Origin of the sequence: Pseudomonas sp. PA-4-8C, from assembly GCF_021606625.1 — a bacterium.
Taxonomy (GTDB): Bacteria; Pseudomonadota; Gammaproteobacteria; order Pseudomonadales; family Pseudomonadaceae; genus Aquipseudomonas; species Aquipseudomonas lactis.
This window is the reverse complement of record NZ_WKCD01000127.1, coordinates 1-14325: the sequence shown is the minus strand read 5'-3', so window position 1 is coordinate 14325 and position 14325 is coordinate 1. Positions and strand designations below refer to the sequence as shown.

General features: G+C 59.2%; 13 protein-coding genes. 10 read left to right on the top strand and 3 right to left on the bottom strand.

What is annotated here, in order from left to right:
- Together GIW04_RS18380 and infA are read left to right on the top strand one after the other, a co-directional pair.
- Window positions 1-617: arginyltransferase (locus GIW04_RS18380; RefSeq protein WP_236479101.1), on the top strand; the 617-nt coding region annotated here is incomplete at its 5' end.
- A gap of 100 nt (window positions 618-717) precedes the next feature.
- Window positions 718-936 carry a translation initiation factor IF-1 gene (gene infA, locus GIW04_RS18375; RefSeq protein ID WP_002553999.1) on the top strand — a complete coding sequence of 73 codons (219 nt, stop codon included), beginning with the start codon at window positions 718-720 and terminating at the stop codon, window positions 934-936.
- Window positions 937-1181: 245 nt separating this feature from the next.
- On the opposite strand, the gene clpA is transcribed toward infA, so the two are convergent.
- Together clpA and clpS are read right to left on the bottom strand one after the other, a co-directional pair.
- Window positions 1182-3452: an ATP-dependent Clp protease ATP-binding subunit ClpA gene (gene clpA, locus GIW04_RS18370; protein ID WP_003192090.1), complete on the bottom strand. Its 2271-nt coding sequence runs from the start codon at window positions 3450-3452 to the stop codon at window positions 1182-1184.
- A 29-nt stretch (window positions 3453-3481) separates the two neighbouring features.
- Window positions 3482-3847: an ATP-dependent Clp protease adapter ClpS gene (gene clpS, locus GIW04_RS18365; RefSeq protein WP_003192092.1), complete on the bottom strand. Its 366-nt coding sequence runs from the start codon at window positions 3845-3847 to the stop codon at window positions 3482-3484.
- A gap of 225 nt (window positions 3848-4072) precedes the next feature.
- On the opposite strand from clpS, the gene cspD reads away from it, so the two are divergent.
- Window positions 4073-4333 (top strand): cold shock domain-containing protein CspD, encoded by a 261-nt coding sequence (gene cspD / locus GIW04_RS18360; protein ID WP_003192094.1) that lies wholly within the window; start codon window positions 4073-4075, stop codon window positions 4331-4333.
- A 75-nt stretch (window positions 4334-4408) separates the two neighbouring features.
- Here the strand turns inward: cspD and icd are convergent, their stop codons facing one another.
- Window positions 4409-5665 (bottom strand): NADP-dependent isocitrate dehydrogenase, encoded by a 1257-nt coding sequence (gene icd, locus GIW04_RS18355; protein WP_034134539.1) that lies wholly within the window; start codon window positions 5663-5665, stop codon window positions 4409-4411.
- Between the two features lie 483 nt (window positions 5666-6148).
- On the opposite strand from icd, the gene GIW04_RS18350 reads away from it, so the two are divergent.
- The 7 genes from GIW04_RS18350 (at window position 6149) to GIW04_RS18320 (ending at window position 14077) form a co-directional block, all read left to right on the top strand.
- Complete coding sequence (locus GIW04_RS18350; RefSeq protein ID WP_120248998.1) at window positions 6149-8374, top strand: NADP-dependent isocitrate dehydrogenase; 2226 nt, start codon at window positions 6149-6151, stop codon at window positions 8372-8374.
- 290 nt (window positions 8375-8664) lie between these two features.
- Entirely contained in the window at window positions 8665-9111 is a 447-nt protein-coding gene (locus GIW04_RS18345) for an NUDIX hydrolase (protein WP_003192098.1), read from the top strand.
- 59 nt (window positions 9112-9170) lie between these two features.
- Entirely contained in the window at window positions 9171-10295 is a 1125-nt protein-coding gene (mnmA, locus tag GIW04_RS18340; RefSeq protein WP_034133822.1) for a tRNA 2-thiouridine(34) synthase MnmA, read from the top strand.
- A complete protein-coding gene (gene hflD, locus GIW04_RS18335; protein ID WP_003192101.1) occupies window positions 10292-10915 on the top strand; it encodes a high frequency lysogenization protein HflD in 624 nt (207 codons plus the stop codon). The genes mnmA and hflD overlap by 4 nt, the downstream gene beginning before the upstream one ends.
- Window positions 10916-11040: 125 nt before the next feature.
- Window positions 11041-12411 carry an adenylosuccinate lyase gene (purB, locus tag GIW04_RS18330; protein ID WP_003192102.1) on the top strand — a complete coding sequence of 457 codons (1371 nt, stop codon included), beginning with the start codon at window positions 11041-11043 and terminating at the stop codon, window positions 12409-12411.
- 84 nt (window positions 12412-12495) lie between these two features.
- The gene (locus tag GIW04_RS18325) at window positions 12496-13662 is read left to right on the top strand and encodes a ribosomal protein uL16 3-hydroxylase (RefSeq protein ID WP_003192104.1); all 1167 of its coding nucleotides are present in this window, start codon (window positions 12496-12498) and stop codon (window positions 13660-13662) included.
- On the top strand, window positions 13655-14077 hold the full coding sequence (locus GIW04_RS18320) for a GNAT family N-acetyltransferase (RefSeq protein ID WP_094774531.1): 423 nt from the start codon (window positions 13655-13657) through the stop codon (window positions 14075-14077). The genes GIW04_RS18325 and GIW04_RS18320 overlap by 8 nt, the downstream gene beginning before the upstream one ends.
- The last annotated feature ends 248 nt before the right edge of the window (window positions 14078-14325 follow it).

Sequence of the window (14325 nt, the reverse complement as noted above, 5' to 3'; positions counted from 1 at the left end):
ATCCCAGCCAGCCCATGGACGTGCATGTGTATGCCGACCTGTCCGAGATGGGCTTTCGGCGCAGCGGCGATCACCTGTACCGCCCCCATTGCCAGAATTGCAATGCGTGTGTGCCTGCGCGCATCCCGGTGGCTCAATTTTCGCCCGACCGTAACCAGAAACGTATTCTCAAGCGCAACGCCGACTTGACCGTACACGCCACTAAACCTCAATACAGCGAAGAATATTTCGATCTCTACCAACGCTATATCGAGCAGCGTCATGCCGACGGCGATATGTTTCCGCCCAGCCGCGACCAATTTTCCACGTTCCTGGTGCGTGACCTGCCCTTTTCGCGCTTCTACGAGTTCCGCCTCGACGGCCGCCTGTTGGCCGTGGCGGTGACCGACCTGCTGCCCAATGGCCTCTCGGCGGTGTACACCTTCTACGAACCGACCGAAGAACGCCGCAGCCTCGGGCGTTTCGCCATCCTGTGGCAAATAGGCGAAGCGCTGCGCCTGGAGCTGGAAGCGGTGTACCTCGGATACTGGATCAAGAACTGCAAAAAGATGAGCTATAAGACTCAATATCGGCCCATTGAGCTGCTGATTAATCAAAGATGGGTCACGCTTAACTAGAACCCCTTGGCTTGAACACCCTTTTTCGGGCACAATGCACGCCGCTTTTGCCTGGCGCAGTTGCACCGGGCCATTCACTGGATACCGAGGGCTTTACTGCATGTCGAAAGAAGACAGCTTCGAAATGGAAGGCACTGTCGTCGACACCCTGCCCAACACCATGTTTCGTGTGGAGTTGGAAAATGGGCACGTCGTAACCGCGCATATCTCCGGCAAGATGCGCAAGAACTACATTCGTATTCTTACCGGTGACAAAGTGCGCGTCGAGCTGACGCCCTATGACTTGAGCAAAGGGCGCATCACTTACCGCGCTCGCTAAGCAAGTCAATACGAAACGCCCGGTTATGCCGGGCGTTTTTGTGTGCGCAGGATTTAACAGTCACCACTTGACTCTGTGAGAGCTGGCTTGCCTGCGATAGCGGCGGGTCAGATATAGATGCGCTATTGAAGGACCGCCATCGCAGGCAAGCCAGCTCCCACAGTTGAACGTCATTACTTCGTAAATCGTATTGCACACAGCAAAAAGGCGCCTTTCGGCGCCTTTTGCAATGTTGCAGCTAACGATCAGGCCATTTCCGCCGTGGTCTCGAACTCGAAGGTCAGCTCGCCGTCCTTCAGATCGATGTGCACCACGCCGCCATGGTCGGAGAGTTCGCCGAACAGGATTTCTTCGGCCAATGGCCGTTTGATCTTGTCCTGAATCAGACGCGCCATTGGGCGTGCGCCCATTGCCGCATCGTAGCCGCCCTCTGCGATCCAACTGCGGGCAGCTTCCGTCACATCCAGCTGCACGCGCTTGTCTTCCAACTGCGCTTGAAGCTCGGTGAGGAACTTGTCCACCACGCTTTTGATGACCTCATGGCTGAGGCGACCAAACTGGATAATGGTGTCCAGGCGGTTGCGGAACTCCGGCGTGAAGCTCTTCTTGATCACTTCCATGGCATCAGACGAGTGATCCTGATGCGTAAAGCCGATCGAAGCACGCGCCGCGGTTTCAGCACCGGCGTTGGTGGTCATGATCACGATCACGTTGCGGAAGTCTGCCTTGCGCCCGTTGTTGTCGGTCAGGGTGCCGTGGTCCATGACCTGCAACAGCAGGTTGAAGACTTCCGGGTGAGCCTTTTCGATTTCGTCGAGCAGCAATACGCAGTGTGGCTGCTTGGTGATCGCCTCGGTCAACAGGCCGCCCTGATCGAAGCCGACATAGCCCGGAGGCGCGCCGATCAAACGCGACACCGTGTGGCGCTCCATGTACTCGGACATGTCGAAACGCACCAGCTCGATGCCCATGGCCTTGGCCAACTGGCGAGCCGCCTCGGTCTTGCCGACGCCGGTCGGGCCTGCGAACAGGAACGAACCGACTGGCTTGTCCGGCGACTTGAGGCCCGCACGGGACAACTTGATCGCCGTGGAAAGCGAGTCGATGGCCGCATCCTGACCAAACACGGTGAGCTTGAGGTCGCGCTCCAGGTTACGCAGCAGCTCCTTGTCGGAACTGGTGACGTGTTTTGGCGGAATCCGCGCGATCTTGGCCACGATGTCCTCGACCTGAGGCACGTCGATGCGCTTCACGCGCTTCTCGACCGGCTGCAGGCGCTGGTAGGCACCCGCCTCGTCGATCACATCGATGGCTTTGTCTGGCATGTGCCGGTCGTTGATGTAGCGCGACGCCAGCTCAGCCGCCGCACGCAGGGCCTCATCGGTGTACTCGATGCCATGGTGCGCTTCAAAACGCCCCTTGAGCCCGCGCAGGATGCCGATGGTGTCTTCAACCGAAGGCTCGGACACGTCAACTTTCTGGAAGCGACGCGCCAGGGCACGGTCTTTTTCGAAGATGCCGCGAAATTCCTGGAACGTGGTTGAACCAATGCAGCGGATATCACCCGAGGACAGCAGTGGCTTGAGCAGGTTGGAAGCGTCCATCACCCCACCGGAAGCCGCACCGGCGCCAATGATGGTATGGATCTCATCGATGAACAGGATGGCCTGCGGGCGTTTTTTCAGCTCGCCGAGCAACGCCTTGAAGCGCTTCTCGAAATCGCCACGGTACTTGGTCCCGGCGAGCAACGCGCCCAGGTCAAGGGAGTAGACGACACTGCTGGCCAGCAGGTCTGGCACCTGGTTGTCGACAATGCGCTTGGCCAGGCCTTCGGCAATCGCGGTTTTACCCACGCCCGCCTCGCCCACCAGCAATGGGTTGTTCTTGCGACGACGCGCCAGGATCTGCGCTACACGCTCAACCTCATGCTCACGCCCCACTAGCGGATCGATCCGCCCCTGGCGCGCCATTTCATTGAGGTTACTTGCATAGGCATCCAGCGGGTTGCTGGAAGAAGAAGACTCGCCGCCCTCCTCGTCCTGCATGTCCTGCTCACCCTCGGAATGATCGCCGTGCCCAGGCACCTTGGAGATACCGTGGGCGATGTAGTTGACCACATCAATACGGGCAACGCTCTGCTGCTTGAGCAGAAACACGGCCTGGCTTTCCTGTTCGCTGAAAATTGCCACAAGTACATTCGCGCCTGTGACCTCACGCTTACCGGAGCTCTGTACGTGGAACACAGCACGCTGCAATACCCGCTGGAAGCCCAGGGTTGGCTGGGTTTCGCGGTCCTCGTCATGCACGGGGATCAGTGGCGTGGTGGAGTCGATAAACTCCTGCAGGTCATGCTTGAGCTTGTCAAGGTTGGCGCCGCACGCACGTAGAACGGTGGCGGCAGCTTCGTTATCCAAAAGTGCCAGCAAAAGGTGTTCGACGGTCATGAATTCATGACGCTTCGAACGAGCCTCCTTGAAGGCAAGATTGAGGGTGACTTCGAGCTCGCGGTTTAACATAGCTTCACCTCATACCCAAGTGGTCGGCGTTAACCGTCCTTCTCGATTTCACAGAGTAGCGGATGCTGGCTTTCCCTGGCGTACTGGTTGACCTGCATGGCCTTTGTCTCGGCGATGTCGCGGGTAAACACTCCACATACTGCCCGTCCTTCTGTGTGAACGGCCAGCATTACCTTGGTCGCCAACTCGCGGTTCAGGTTGAAAAACACCTCGAGCACTTCGACGACGAAATCCATCGGTGTGTAGTCATCATTAAACAAAACCACCTTGTACATCGGCGGCGCCTGTAAAGCAGGCTTCGCCTCTTGAACAGCAATGCCTGCAGAACCGTCGTCATGTTCCTGATCCGGGCGATCCTGATTGAATGTTAGTCGAATCTGGCTGTTTGCATGCATGGGAAAGAAAGGTTCGTCAGTGGTTCAATTACAGTGGTGGGGGCGACCTGTCAGAATTTCAACTCTGACCGCCTGGTCGCCTTGACTATCGGCGAAACGGTGTTACAACCAATAGAACCCACAGTGGGTAAAAAAGGTCCGCGCAGTCAACCTTATTTATTCGGGTTAGGACGGATAGACAGGATGATACTCCAGTGATGGAGTCTGGTGCAGAGGGATATGGGAATGGCTAGTGGTAAGGTCAAATGGTTCAATAATGCCAAAGGTTTCGGCTTCGTCATTGAAGACGGCAAGACTGAGGACCTTTTTGCGCATTTCTCAGCGATCCAGATGGAAGGCTACAAAACGTTGAAAGCGGGTCAGCGTGTCAACTTTGAAATCATTCAAGGGCCAAAAGGCATGCATGCCGTAAATATTGTTGATGCGCCTGCCACTGCAGGCGTGAAAGAAACAAAGGTAGAAAAATCAGAGAAGCAACGGGCCTGACCAGCCACTGAAATTAAGCACTCAAAGCAAACCGGCCGCCCCGATTCATCAGGGCGGCCGGTTTTCTCTGCCTGTTTACATATGCTTGATCAACGCATCACCAAATCCCGACGACGACACCAACGTAGCGCCATCCATCAGACGCTCGAAGTCATAGGTCACGGTCTTGGCCGAAATCGCGCCGTTGGTGCCCTTGATGATCAGATCCGCCGCCTCGACCCAGCCCATATGCCGCAGCATCATTTCTGCCGACAGGATCAATGACCCTGGGTTGACCTGATCCTTGCCCGCATATTTAGGCGCAGTACCATGGGTGGCTTCAAACATTGCAACGGTGTCCGACAGGTTGGCCCCCGGTGCAATACCGATGCCGCCCACTTCCGCCGCCAAGGCATCGGACAGGTAGTCACCATTGAGGTTAAGCGTGGCGATCACGTCATACTCGGCCGGGCGCAGCAGGATCTGCTGGAGCATGGCGTCGGCAATGGCATCCTTGACCACCACATTCTTGCCGGTCTTGGGGTTCTTGAACTGCATCCACGGCCCGCCATCGAGCAGGGTCGCGCCGAACTCTTCAGCCGCCACCTCGTAGGCCCACTCCTTGAAGGCCCCTTCGGTGAACTTCATGATGTTGCCTTTGTGCACGATGGTCAGCGAGTCGCGGTCGTTATCCACCACATACTGCAAGGCCTTGCGCGCCAGGCGCTTGGTGCCCTCTTTGGAGACCGGCTTGACGCCAATCCCGCAATCCTGGTCGAAACGGATCTTGGTAACGCCCATTTCTTCCTTGAGGAACTTGATCACCTTGATCGCCTCCGGCGAACCGGCCTTCCACTCGATGCCGGCGTAAATATCCTCGGAGTTCTCACGGAAGATGGTCATGTCCACGTCGCCAGGCTTTTTCACCGGGCTGGGCACGCCTTCGAACCAGCGCACCGGGCGCAGGCACACATACAGGTCGAGTTGCTGGCGCAGGGCCACGTTCAGCGAGCGGATGCCGCCGCCGACCGGCGTGGTCAGGGGGCCCTTGATGGACACCACGTAATCCTTGACCGCCTCCAGGGTTTCCTGGGGCAGCCACGTATCCTGGTCGTAGACTTGCGTGGCCTTTTCGCCAGCGTACACCTCCATCCAGGAGATTTTGCGCTTGCCGCCGTAAGCCTTTTCAACAGCGGCGTCGACCACCTTGATCATCACCGGGCTGATGTCGACGCCAATACCGTCACCTTCGATGTAGGGGATGATCGGTTGGTCAGGAACATTGAGAGAATGGTCTGCATTGACGGTGATTTTGTCGCCGACTGCCGGAACCTGAATCTTCTTGTATCCCATGCTGAACTCCATCTATGGATTGAACATCTGGCTGCGTTCGAGCCTACTCCAGATAAATGGCGACTGAAACCTCACGCCATGCTCATTTGCATCGAAAACAGCATATTTGGTGGCCTACAAGCCTGAAAGCAAAGGGAAAAGCGCCAATCTTGAGCACATCCCACCACCCCGTGCGCCTGCGACCTTTAGACCAATGGACGAGCCTCCTTTTTCATGAAGGCTCAGCGTAAGCATAGCGACCTATGTATAATGCCGCCGCTGACCAAAGAGTCACGACGGCGGACCGCTCTAGAACGTAGCCTTTCGCCAGAAAGCCGGACTATTACCATAGCCCACCCGCTTGACGCTCGACTGATGCAAACCAACATCACCGCGAAGAAACCTCGACATTTCGCTCATGGATGACTTTGAACGAACGCGCTCTACCCGGCGCATCTCGAGTTTCTGCGCACGCTTTCAGCAAAGAAGAGAGTTAATCCGAATATGCCCACCCGCTCGAAGATCATCTACACCTTCACCGACGAAGCCCCAGCCCTCGCCACCTATTCACTGCTGCCTATCGTAGAGGCCTTCACCGCTTCCGCTGATATTGCCGTGGAAACCCGCGACATTTCCCTCGCCGGGCGCATCCTCGCAAGCTTCCCCGAGCAACTGGGCACCAAGGCCATCCCGGACCACCTCGCCGAACTGGGCGACCTGGCCGTTACGCCTGAAGCCAACATCATCAAGCTTCCCAACATCAGCGCCTCGACCCCGCAGCTGCAAGCCGCGATCAAGGAACTGCAGGCCCAGGGCTACGCCCTGCCGGACTACCCTGAAACCGTAACCACCGACGCGGAAAAAGAAACCCGTGCACGTTACGACAAGGTCAAGGGCAGCGCCGTGAACCCGGTCCTGCGCGAAGGCAACTCCGACCGTCGCGCACCGCTGTCGGTCAAGAACTACGCACGCAAGCACCCGCACAAGATGGGCGCCTGGGCCGCCGACTCCAAGTCACACATTGCCCACATGAACAACGGCGACTTCTACGGCAGCGAAAAAGCCGTGCAGATCGAAGCCGCTGACGCTGTCAAAATTGCGCTGGTCGCAAAGGACGGCACCACCACCGTCCTGAAGGAAAAGACCAACGTACAGGCCGGCGAAATCATCGACACCGCCGTGCTGAGCAAAAAAGCCCTGCGCAGCTTCATCGCCGCTGAAATCGAAGACGCCAAGAAGCAAGGCGTGCTGCTGTCGGTCCACTTGAAAGCCACCATGATGAAGGTCTCCGACCCGATCATGTTCGGCCAGATCGTTGCCGAGTTCTATAAAGACGCCCTGGCCAAGCACGCGGCCGTGCTGGAACAGATCGGCTTCAACCTGAACAACGGCATCGGCGATTTGTACGCTCGCATCAAGGCCCTGCCGGCCGACCAGCAAGCGCAGATCGAAGCCGACATCCAGGCGGTCTACGCCGCGCGCCCTGCCCTGGCGATGGTCAACTCCGACAAAGGCATCACCAACCTGCACGTGCCGAGCGACGTGATCGTCGACGCCTCGATGCCAGCGATGATCCGTGACTCCGGCAAAATGTGGGGCACCGACGGCCAGTTGCACGACACCAAGGCCGTGATCCCGGATCGCTGCTACGCCACCATCTACCAGGCGGTCATCGAAGACTGCAAGGCCAATGGCGCCTTCGACCCAACCACCATGGGCAGCGTGCCAAACGTTGGCCTGATGGCCAAGAAAGCCGAAGAGTACGGCTCCCACGACAAGACCTTCCAGATCAAGGCTGACGGCGTTGTCCGCGTCACCGACAGCCAGGGCAACCTGCTGATGGAACAGAACGTCGAAGCTGGCGACATCTTCCGCATGTGCCAGACCAAAGACGCGCCGATCCAGGACTGGGTCAAGCTCGCCGTCAACCGTGCCCGCGCCAGCAACACCCCGGCCATCTTCTGGCTGGACCCTAAGCGCGCCCACGATGGTGTAGTCGTCGAGAAAGTTCAGGCTTACCTCAAAGACCACAACACCGAAGGCCTGGACATCCGCATCATGGCCCCGGTCGATGCGATGAAGTTCACCCTGGAGCGCACCCGCAAGGGCCTGGACACCATCTCGGTGACCGGTAACGTACTGCGCGACTACCTGACCGACCTGTTCCCGATCATGGAACTGGGCACCAGCGCCAAGATGCTGTCGATCGTGCCGCTGATGAACGGTGGCGGCCTGTTCGAAACCGGCGCTGGCGGCTCGGCTCCAAAGCACGTGCAGCAACTGCTGGAAGAAAACTTCCTGCGCTGGGATTCTTTGGGCGAGTTCCTGGCCCTGGCCGCGTCCCTTGAGCACTTGGGTGTGACATACAACAACCCGAAAGCCCTGGTACTGTCCAAGACCCTGGACCAGGCTACCGGCCAGTTCCTGGACAACAACAAGTCGCCATCGCGCAAAGTCGGCAACATCGACAACCGCGGCAGCCACTTCTACCTGGCGCTGTACTGGGCACAAGCCCTGGCCGCCCAGACCGAAGACACTGCACTGCAAGCGCAGTTTGGCGAATTGGCCAAAACCCTGGCCGAGAACGAAGCAACCATCGTTGCCGAACTCAACGCCGTACAGGGCAAGCCAGTGGACATCGGCGGCTACTACGCGCCGAACCCAGAGCTGACCAGCAAAGCCATGCGCCCAAGCAACACCCTCAATGCGGCGATTGCCAAGTTGAAGTAAGGTTGTAAGGATGCAAAGAAGCCCCGGCCAAGTGCCGGGGTTTCTGCTTGTAGGGACTTCATTGAAGAAACCCAATCCAATGTGGGAGCTGGCTTGCCTGCGATTGCAGTCTGTAGGAGCGAGCTTGCTCGCGAAAAACTCAAAGGCGCCGCGTTCATTCAGCAAGCACGCGTTATCGTTGACGTTTTTCGCGAGCAAGCTCGCTCCTACAAAAAAGCCTTAATTGACTGGCATTAAGGCAAGCCAGCTCCCACATTGACCGTGCCACCTTCCAGATACCGAGGTTCGCAATGACCTGGCTCCCCCACATCACCGTCGCCACCATCGTCGAAGACAACGGCAAGTTCCTGATGGTCGAAGAACTCAAGGGCGGCCGCGCCGTGCTCAATCAGCCCGCCGGCCACCTGGACCCGAACGAAACCCTGACCGAAGCCGCCGTGCGCGAGACGCTGGAAGAAACCGGCTGGGACGTGGAAGCCACCGGCATCGTCGGCATCTACCTGTACACCGCACCCAGCAATGGCGTGACCTATCAACGGGTCTGCTTTGTCGCCAAGGCCCTGAGACACCACCCGGAGTACCAACTCGACGAAGGCATCCTGCGCGCCCGCTGGTTGACCCGTGACGAGCTGATGGCGGTGCGCGACGACTGGCGCAGCGAGCTGATTATCCGCTGCATCGATGATTACCTGGCCGGCCAGCGCCACAGTCTCGAATTGATCCGCCCTTCTCTTTAGCCTTGCGGGCCCAGGCCTGCTAGAATCGCGTCCTTTTTCAAGACACCCGTTGAAACCCTATGCGTGATCCAGCCCCTTCTGACACACAAAAGAAGCGCGTCATCGTCGGCATGTCCGGCGGCGTGGACTCTTCCGTTTCCGCCGTTCTGCTCATGGAGCAGGGTTATGAGGTGGAAGGCCTGTTCATGAAGAACTGGGAAGAAGACGATGGAACGGAATACTGCACCGCCATGGACGACCTGGCCGACGCCCAGGCCGTGTGCGACAAGATCGGCATCAAGCTGCACACCGCCAACTTCGCCGCCGAGTACTGGGACAATGTGTTCGAGCACTTCCTGGCCGAATACAAGGCCGGCCGCACGCCGAACCCGGATATCCTGTGCAACCGCGAAATCAAGTTCAAGGCCTTCCTCGACTACGCCATGATGCTCGGCGCCGACCTGATAGCTACCGGCCACTACGTGCGCCGTCGCGATATCGATGGCCGCACCGAATTGCTCAAGGGCCTGGACCCGAACAAGGACCAGAGCTACTTCCTGCATGCCGTCGGCGGTGAACAGATCGCCAAGACGCTGTTCCCGGTCGGCGAGCTGGAAAAGCCCGAAGTGCGCAAGATCGCCGAGAAGCACGGCCTGGCCACCGCCAAGAAGAAAGATTCCACCGGTATCTGCTTTATCGGCGAGCGGCGTTTCAGCGACTTCCTCAAGCAATACCTGCCCGCGCAACCGGGCGAGATCAAGACTACCGACGGTGAAGTGATCGGCCGTCACCACGGCCTGATGTACCACACCATCGGCCAGCGTCAGGGCCTGGGCATTGGCGGCCTGAAGGACGCAGGTGAAGAGCCGTGGTACGTGCTGGTCAAAGACCTGGAAAACAACGTGCTGGTGGTCGGCCAAGGCAATGAGCACCCGCTGCTGTTCTCCGGCGCCCTGCTCGCTTCCGAGATCTATTGGGTCAACCCGATCGACTTGAGCACCCCGCGCCGCCTGACCGCCAAAGTGCGTTATCGCCAGAGCGACCAGCCCTGCACCCTGGAAAAGACCGCCACCGGTTACCGCGCCACCTTCGATGACCCGCAACGCGCGGTCACCCCTGGCCAGTCCGTGGTGTTCTATGACGGCGAAATCTGCCTGGGCGGCGGCGTGATTGAAGTTGCGCAAGCCTGGAGCAACCCGGCATGAGCCCGACCCAGGAGCAGTTGACAGCCCTTGGCGGTGTGTTTCTCGCTGCGGTACTGGTGGACAAGATCGCCAAGACCGGCCAAGTCACTGAAGCCGGCCTGACCTGCATGCTCGGTAGCCTGCTGATCCGCGATCCCAAGGACACCCTTGAGGTTTACGGCGGCGACGACCTGGCGCTGCGTGAAGGCTATCGCGCCCTGATCGGCGCCCTGGAGCGCGACCCCAGCACCTTGCAGCGCGAACCGTTGCGCTATGCCCTGTCGATGCTTGGCCTTGAGCGCCAACTGGCCAAGCGCGACGACCTGCTGGACACCATCGGCAAGCGCCTGCCGCAGATCCAGTCCCAGGTAGAACACTTCGGCCCGGCCCACGAAAACGTGATCGCAGCCTGTGGTGCGCTGTACCAGGACACCTTGAGCACCCTGCGCCAGCGCATCCAGGTGCACGGCGATATGCGCAACCTGCAACAACCCAACAACGCGTCGAAAATCCGCGCATTGCTGCTGGCCGGTATTCGTTCGGCACGCTTGTGGCGCCAGCTGGGCGGTCATCGCTGGCAGTTGGTGATCAGCCGGCGCAAATTGCTCAAAGAGCTTTACCCGTTGATGCGCAACGAATAAGTCGCACCAACAGGCTGTTTTCAAGCCATTACGCGTAATACGCCGGTCAGTTGGCGACGGACCGGCGGATTTTTTCATGTATGATACGCGCCCCATTTCGTTGCCCGACTGTCCGAGAACACCCCATGCAGCTCTCTTCGCTCACTGCGGTTTCCCCTGTTGACGGCCGCTACGCCGGCAAAACCCAGGCCCTGCGCCCTATTTTCAGCGAGTACGGCCTGATCCGTGCCCGTGTCCTGGTTGAAGTGCGCTGGCTCCAGCGCCTGGCCAGTCACCGCGCCATCAGCGAAGTGCCGGCGTTTTCCGCCGAGGCCAACGCTGTATTGAACGCCCTGGCGGAAAACTTCTCCCTGGAGCACGCCGAGCGTGTGAAAGAGATCGAGCGCACCACCAACCACGACGTCAAAGCCATCGAATACCTGCTCAAAGAGCAAGCGGCCCAACTGCCGGAACTGGCCAAGGTCAGCGAGTTCATCCACTTTGCCTGCACCAGCGAGGACATCAACAACCTGTCCCACGCCCTGATGCTGCGCGAAGGCCGTGATGACGTGATGTTGCCGCTGATGCGCCAGACTGCCGAAGCCATCCGCGAGCTGGCGATCCGTTTCGCTGCCGTGCCGATGCTGTCGCGCACCCACGGCCAGCCGGCCTCGCCAACTACCCTGGGCAAAGAACTGGCCAACGTTGTGTACCGCCTGGAGCGCCAGATCGCCCAAGTCGCCGCCGTGCCATTGCTGGGCAAGATCAACGGTGCCGTAGGCAACTACAACGCCCACCTGTCGGCCTACCCTGAGATCGACTGGGAAGCCAACGCCCGCGCCTTCATCGAAGACGAGCTGGGCCTGGGTTTCAACCCCTACACCACGCAGATCGAACCGCACGACTACATCGCCGAGCTGTTCGACGCGATTGCACGCTTCAACACCATCCTGATCGATTTCGATCGCGATATCTGGGGCTACATCTCCCTGGGCTACTTCAAGCAGCGCACCATTGCCGGCGAAATCGGTTCGTCGACCATGCCGCACAAGGTCAACCCGATCGACTTCGAAAACTCCGAAGGCAACCTGGGCATCGCCAACGCCCTGTTCCAGCACCTGGCCAGCAAGTTGCCGATCTCCCGCTGGCAGCGCGACCTGACCGACTCCACTGTACTGCGCAACCTCGGCGTGGGCTTTGCCCACAGCGTGATCGCGTACGAAGCCAGCCTCAAAGGCATCAGCAAGCTGGAGCTCAACGAGCAGAAGATTGCCGCTGACCTGGACGCGTGCTGGGAAGTACTGGCCGAGCCGATCCAGACCGTGATGCGCCGCTACAACATCGAAAACCCCTACGAGAAGCTGAAAGAATTGACGCGCGGCAAGGGCATCAGCCCCGAAGCGCTGCAAACTTTCATCGACGGCCTGGACATGCCAGCCGCGGCCAAGGCCGAGCTGAAACTGCTCACCCCGGCCAACTACATCGGCAACGCTGTAGAGCAAGCCAAGCGCATCTGATCCAAGCAAGCTCCTTTGAGACGCCCGGCCGCGCCGGGCGTTTTTATTCCTGTCTTAAAAGTGCTTTTTTTCAATAGGTTACACATGAATCCTGATATCCCTCTTCAACTTCTGGGCGGCATCACGGCACGGGAATTCCTGCGCGACTACTGGCAGAAAAAACCGCTGCTGATCCGCCAGGCCCTCCCTGACTTCGAAAGCCCGATTGATGCCGACGAACTGGCAGGCCTGGCCCTGGAAGAGGAAGTCGAGTCGCGCCTGGTGATCGAACACGGCGAGCGCCCGTGGGAACTGCGCCGCGGCCCGTTCGCCGAAGACGCTTTCAGCACCCTGCCCGAGCGTGAGTGGACCCTGCTGGTGCAGGCGGTCGACCAGTTCGTGCCGGAAGTGGCTGAGCTGTTGGAGCACTTCCGCTTCCTGCCGAGCTGGCGTATCGATGATGTGATGATCAGCTTCGCCGCGCCGGGTGGCAGCGTCGGTCCGCATTTCGATAACTACGATGTGTTCCTGCTGCAAGCCCAGGGCAAGCGCAACTGGAAGATCGGCCAGATGTGCAATTCCGAAAGCCCGTTGCTGCAACACGCCGACCTGCGCATCCTCGCCGAGTTCGAAGAAAGCGCCGAATGGGTACTGGAACCGGGCGACATGCTCTACCTGCCGCCGCGCCTGGCCCATTTCGGTATTGCCGAAGACGACTGCATGACCTATTCCGTGGGTTTCCGTGCACCGAGCGCCGCTGAAGTGCTGACCCACTTCACTGACTTCCTCAGCCAGTACCTGACCGACGAAGAGCGCTACACCGACGCCGACGCCCAGCCGGTCAGCGACCCGCACCAGATTCAGGGCGACGCACTGGACCGCCTCAAGGGCCTGCTCGCCGAGCACATGAGCGATGAGCGCATGCTGCTGACCTGGTTCGGCCAGTTCATGACCGAACCACGCTACCCGGAGCTGGTAGCCGGCGAAGAGTTGGGCGAAGAAGACTTCATCAACAGCCTGCAAGACGGCGCGATCCTGGTGCGCAACCCGAGCGCGCGCCTGGCCTGGTCCGAAGTGGACGACGACGTCCTGCTGTTCGCCAGCGGCCAGAGCCGTTACCTGCCGGGCAAACTGCGTGAACTGTTAAAGCTGGTGTGCTCGGCGGATGCACTGCACAGCGAAAACCTGGGCGAGTGGCTGGCCGACGAAGACGGTCGCGACCTGCTGTGCGAACTGGTCAAGCAAGGCAGCCTGGGGTTCGCGGATGAATAAAATTCACGTAAGTGTCGCGGACTGGCGAAAGGATATCGACGAGATTCGGCGCATTCGTGAAGCGGTATTTATCGCTGAACAATCGGTCCCGCCTGAATTGGAGTGGGACGCGGACGATGCCAGCGCCATGCATTTTCTTGCATACGAAGGCGACTTCCCGATTGGCACCGCTCGACTGCTGCCCAGCGGCGAGATCGGGCGCGTGTCGGTACTCAAGGATTGGCGCGGGCTAAAAGTCGGCGACAAGCTGATGGAAGCCGTGATTGGCGAGGCTGTGAAACGCGGCCAGACCCGGCAGTTCCTGAGTGCGCAGGTGTATGCGGCGCCGTTCTATGAGCGGCTGGGTTTCAAGATCGTCAGCGATGAGTTTCTTGAAGTCGGGATTCCGCATGTGGATATGGTGCGCGAGGGCTAATTCGAGACCGCGCCGCCTTTATCGCAGGCAAGCCAGCTCCCACATTTGACTGCATTCCAAGTGTGGGAGCTGGCTTGCCTGCGATAGCTATTTCAGCAACACCCTGAATGCCCTGCCTGCCAGGGCATTTTGCCGTCTACGATTCAACTTGCACCCTGCCAGGCCGACAAACTGGCACTATCAAGCAAATGACTCGCAGAGATAACGGACATGTCCCTACGCACCCTGCTCACCGCCCTCCTGATGAC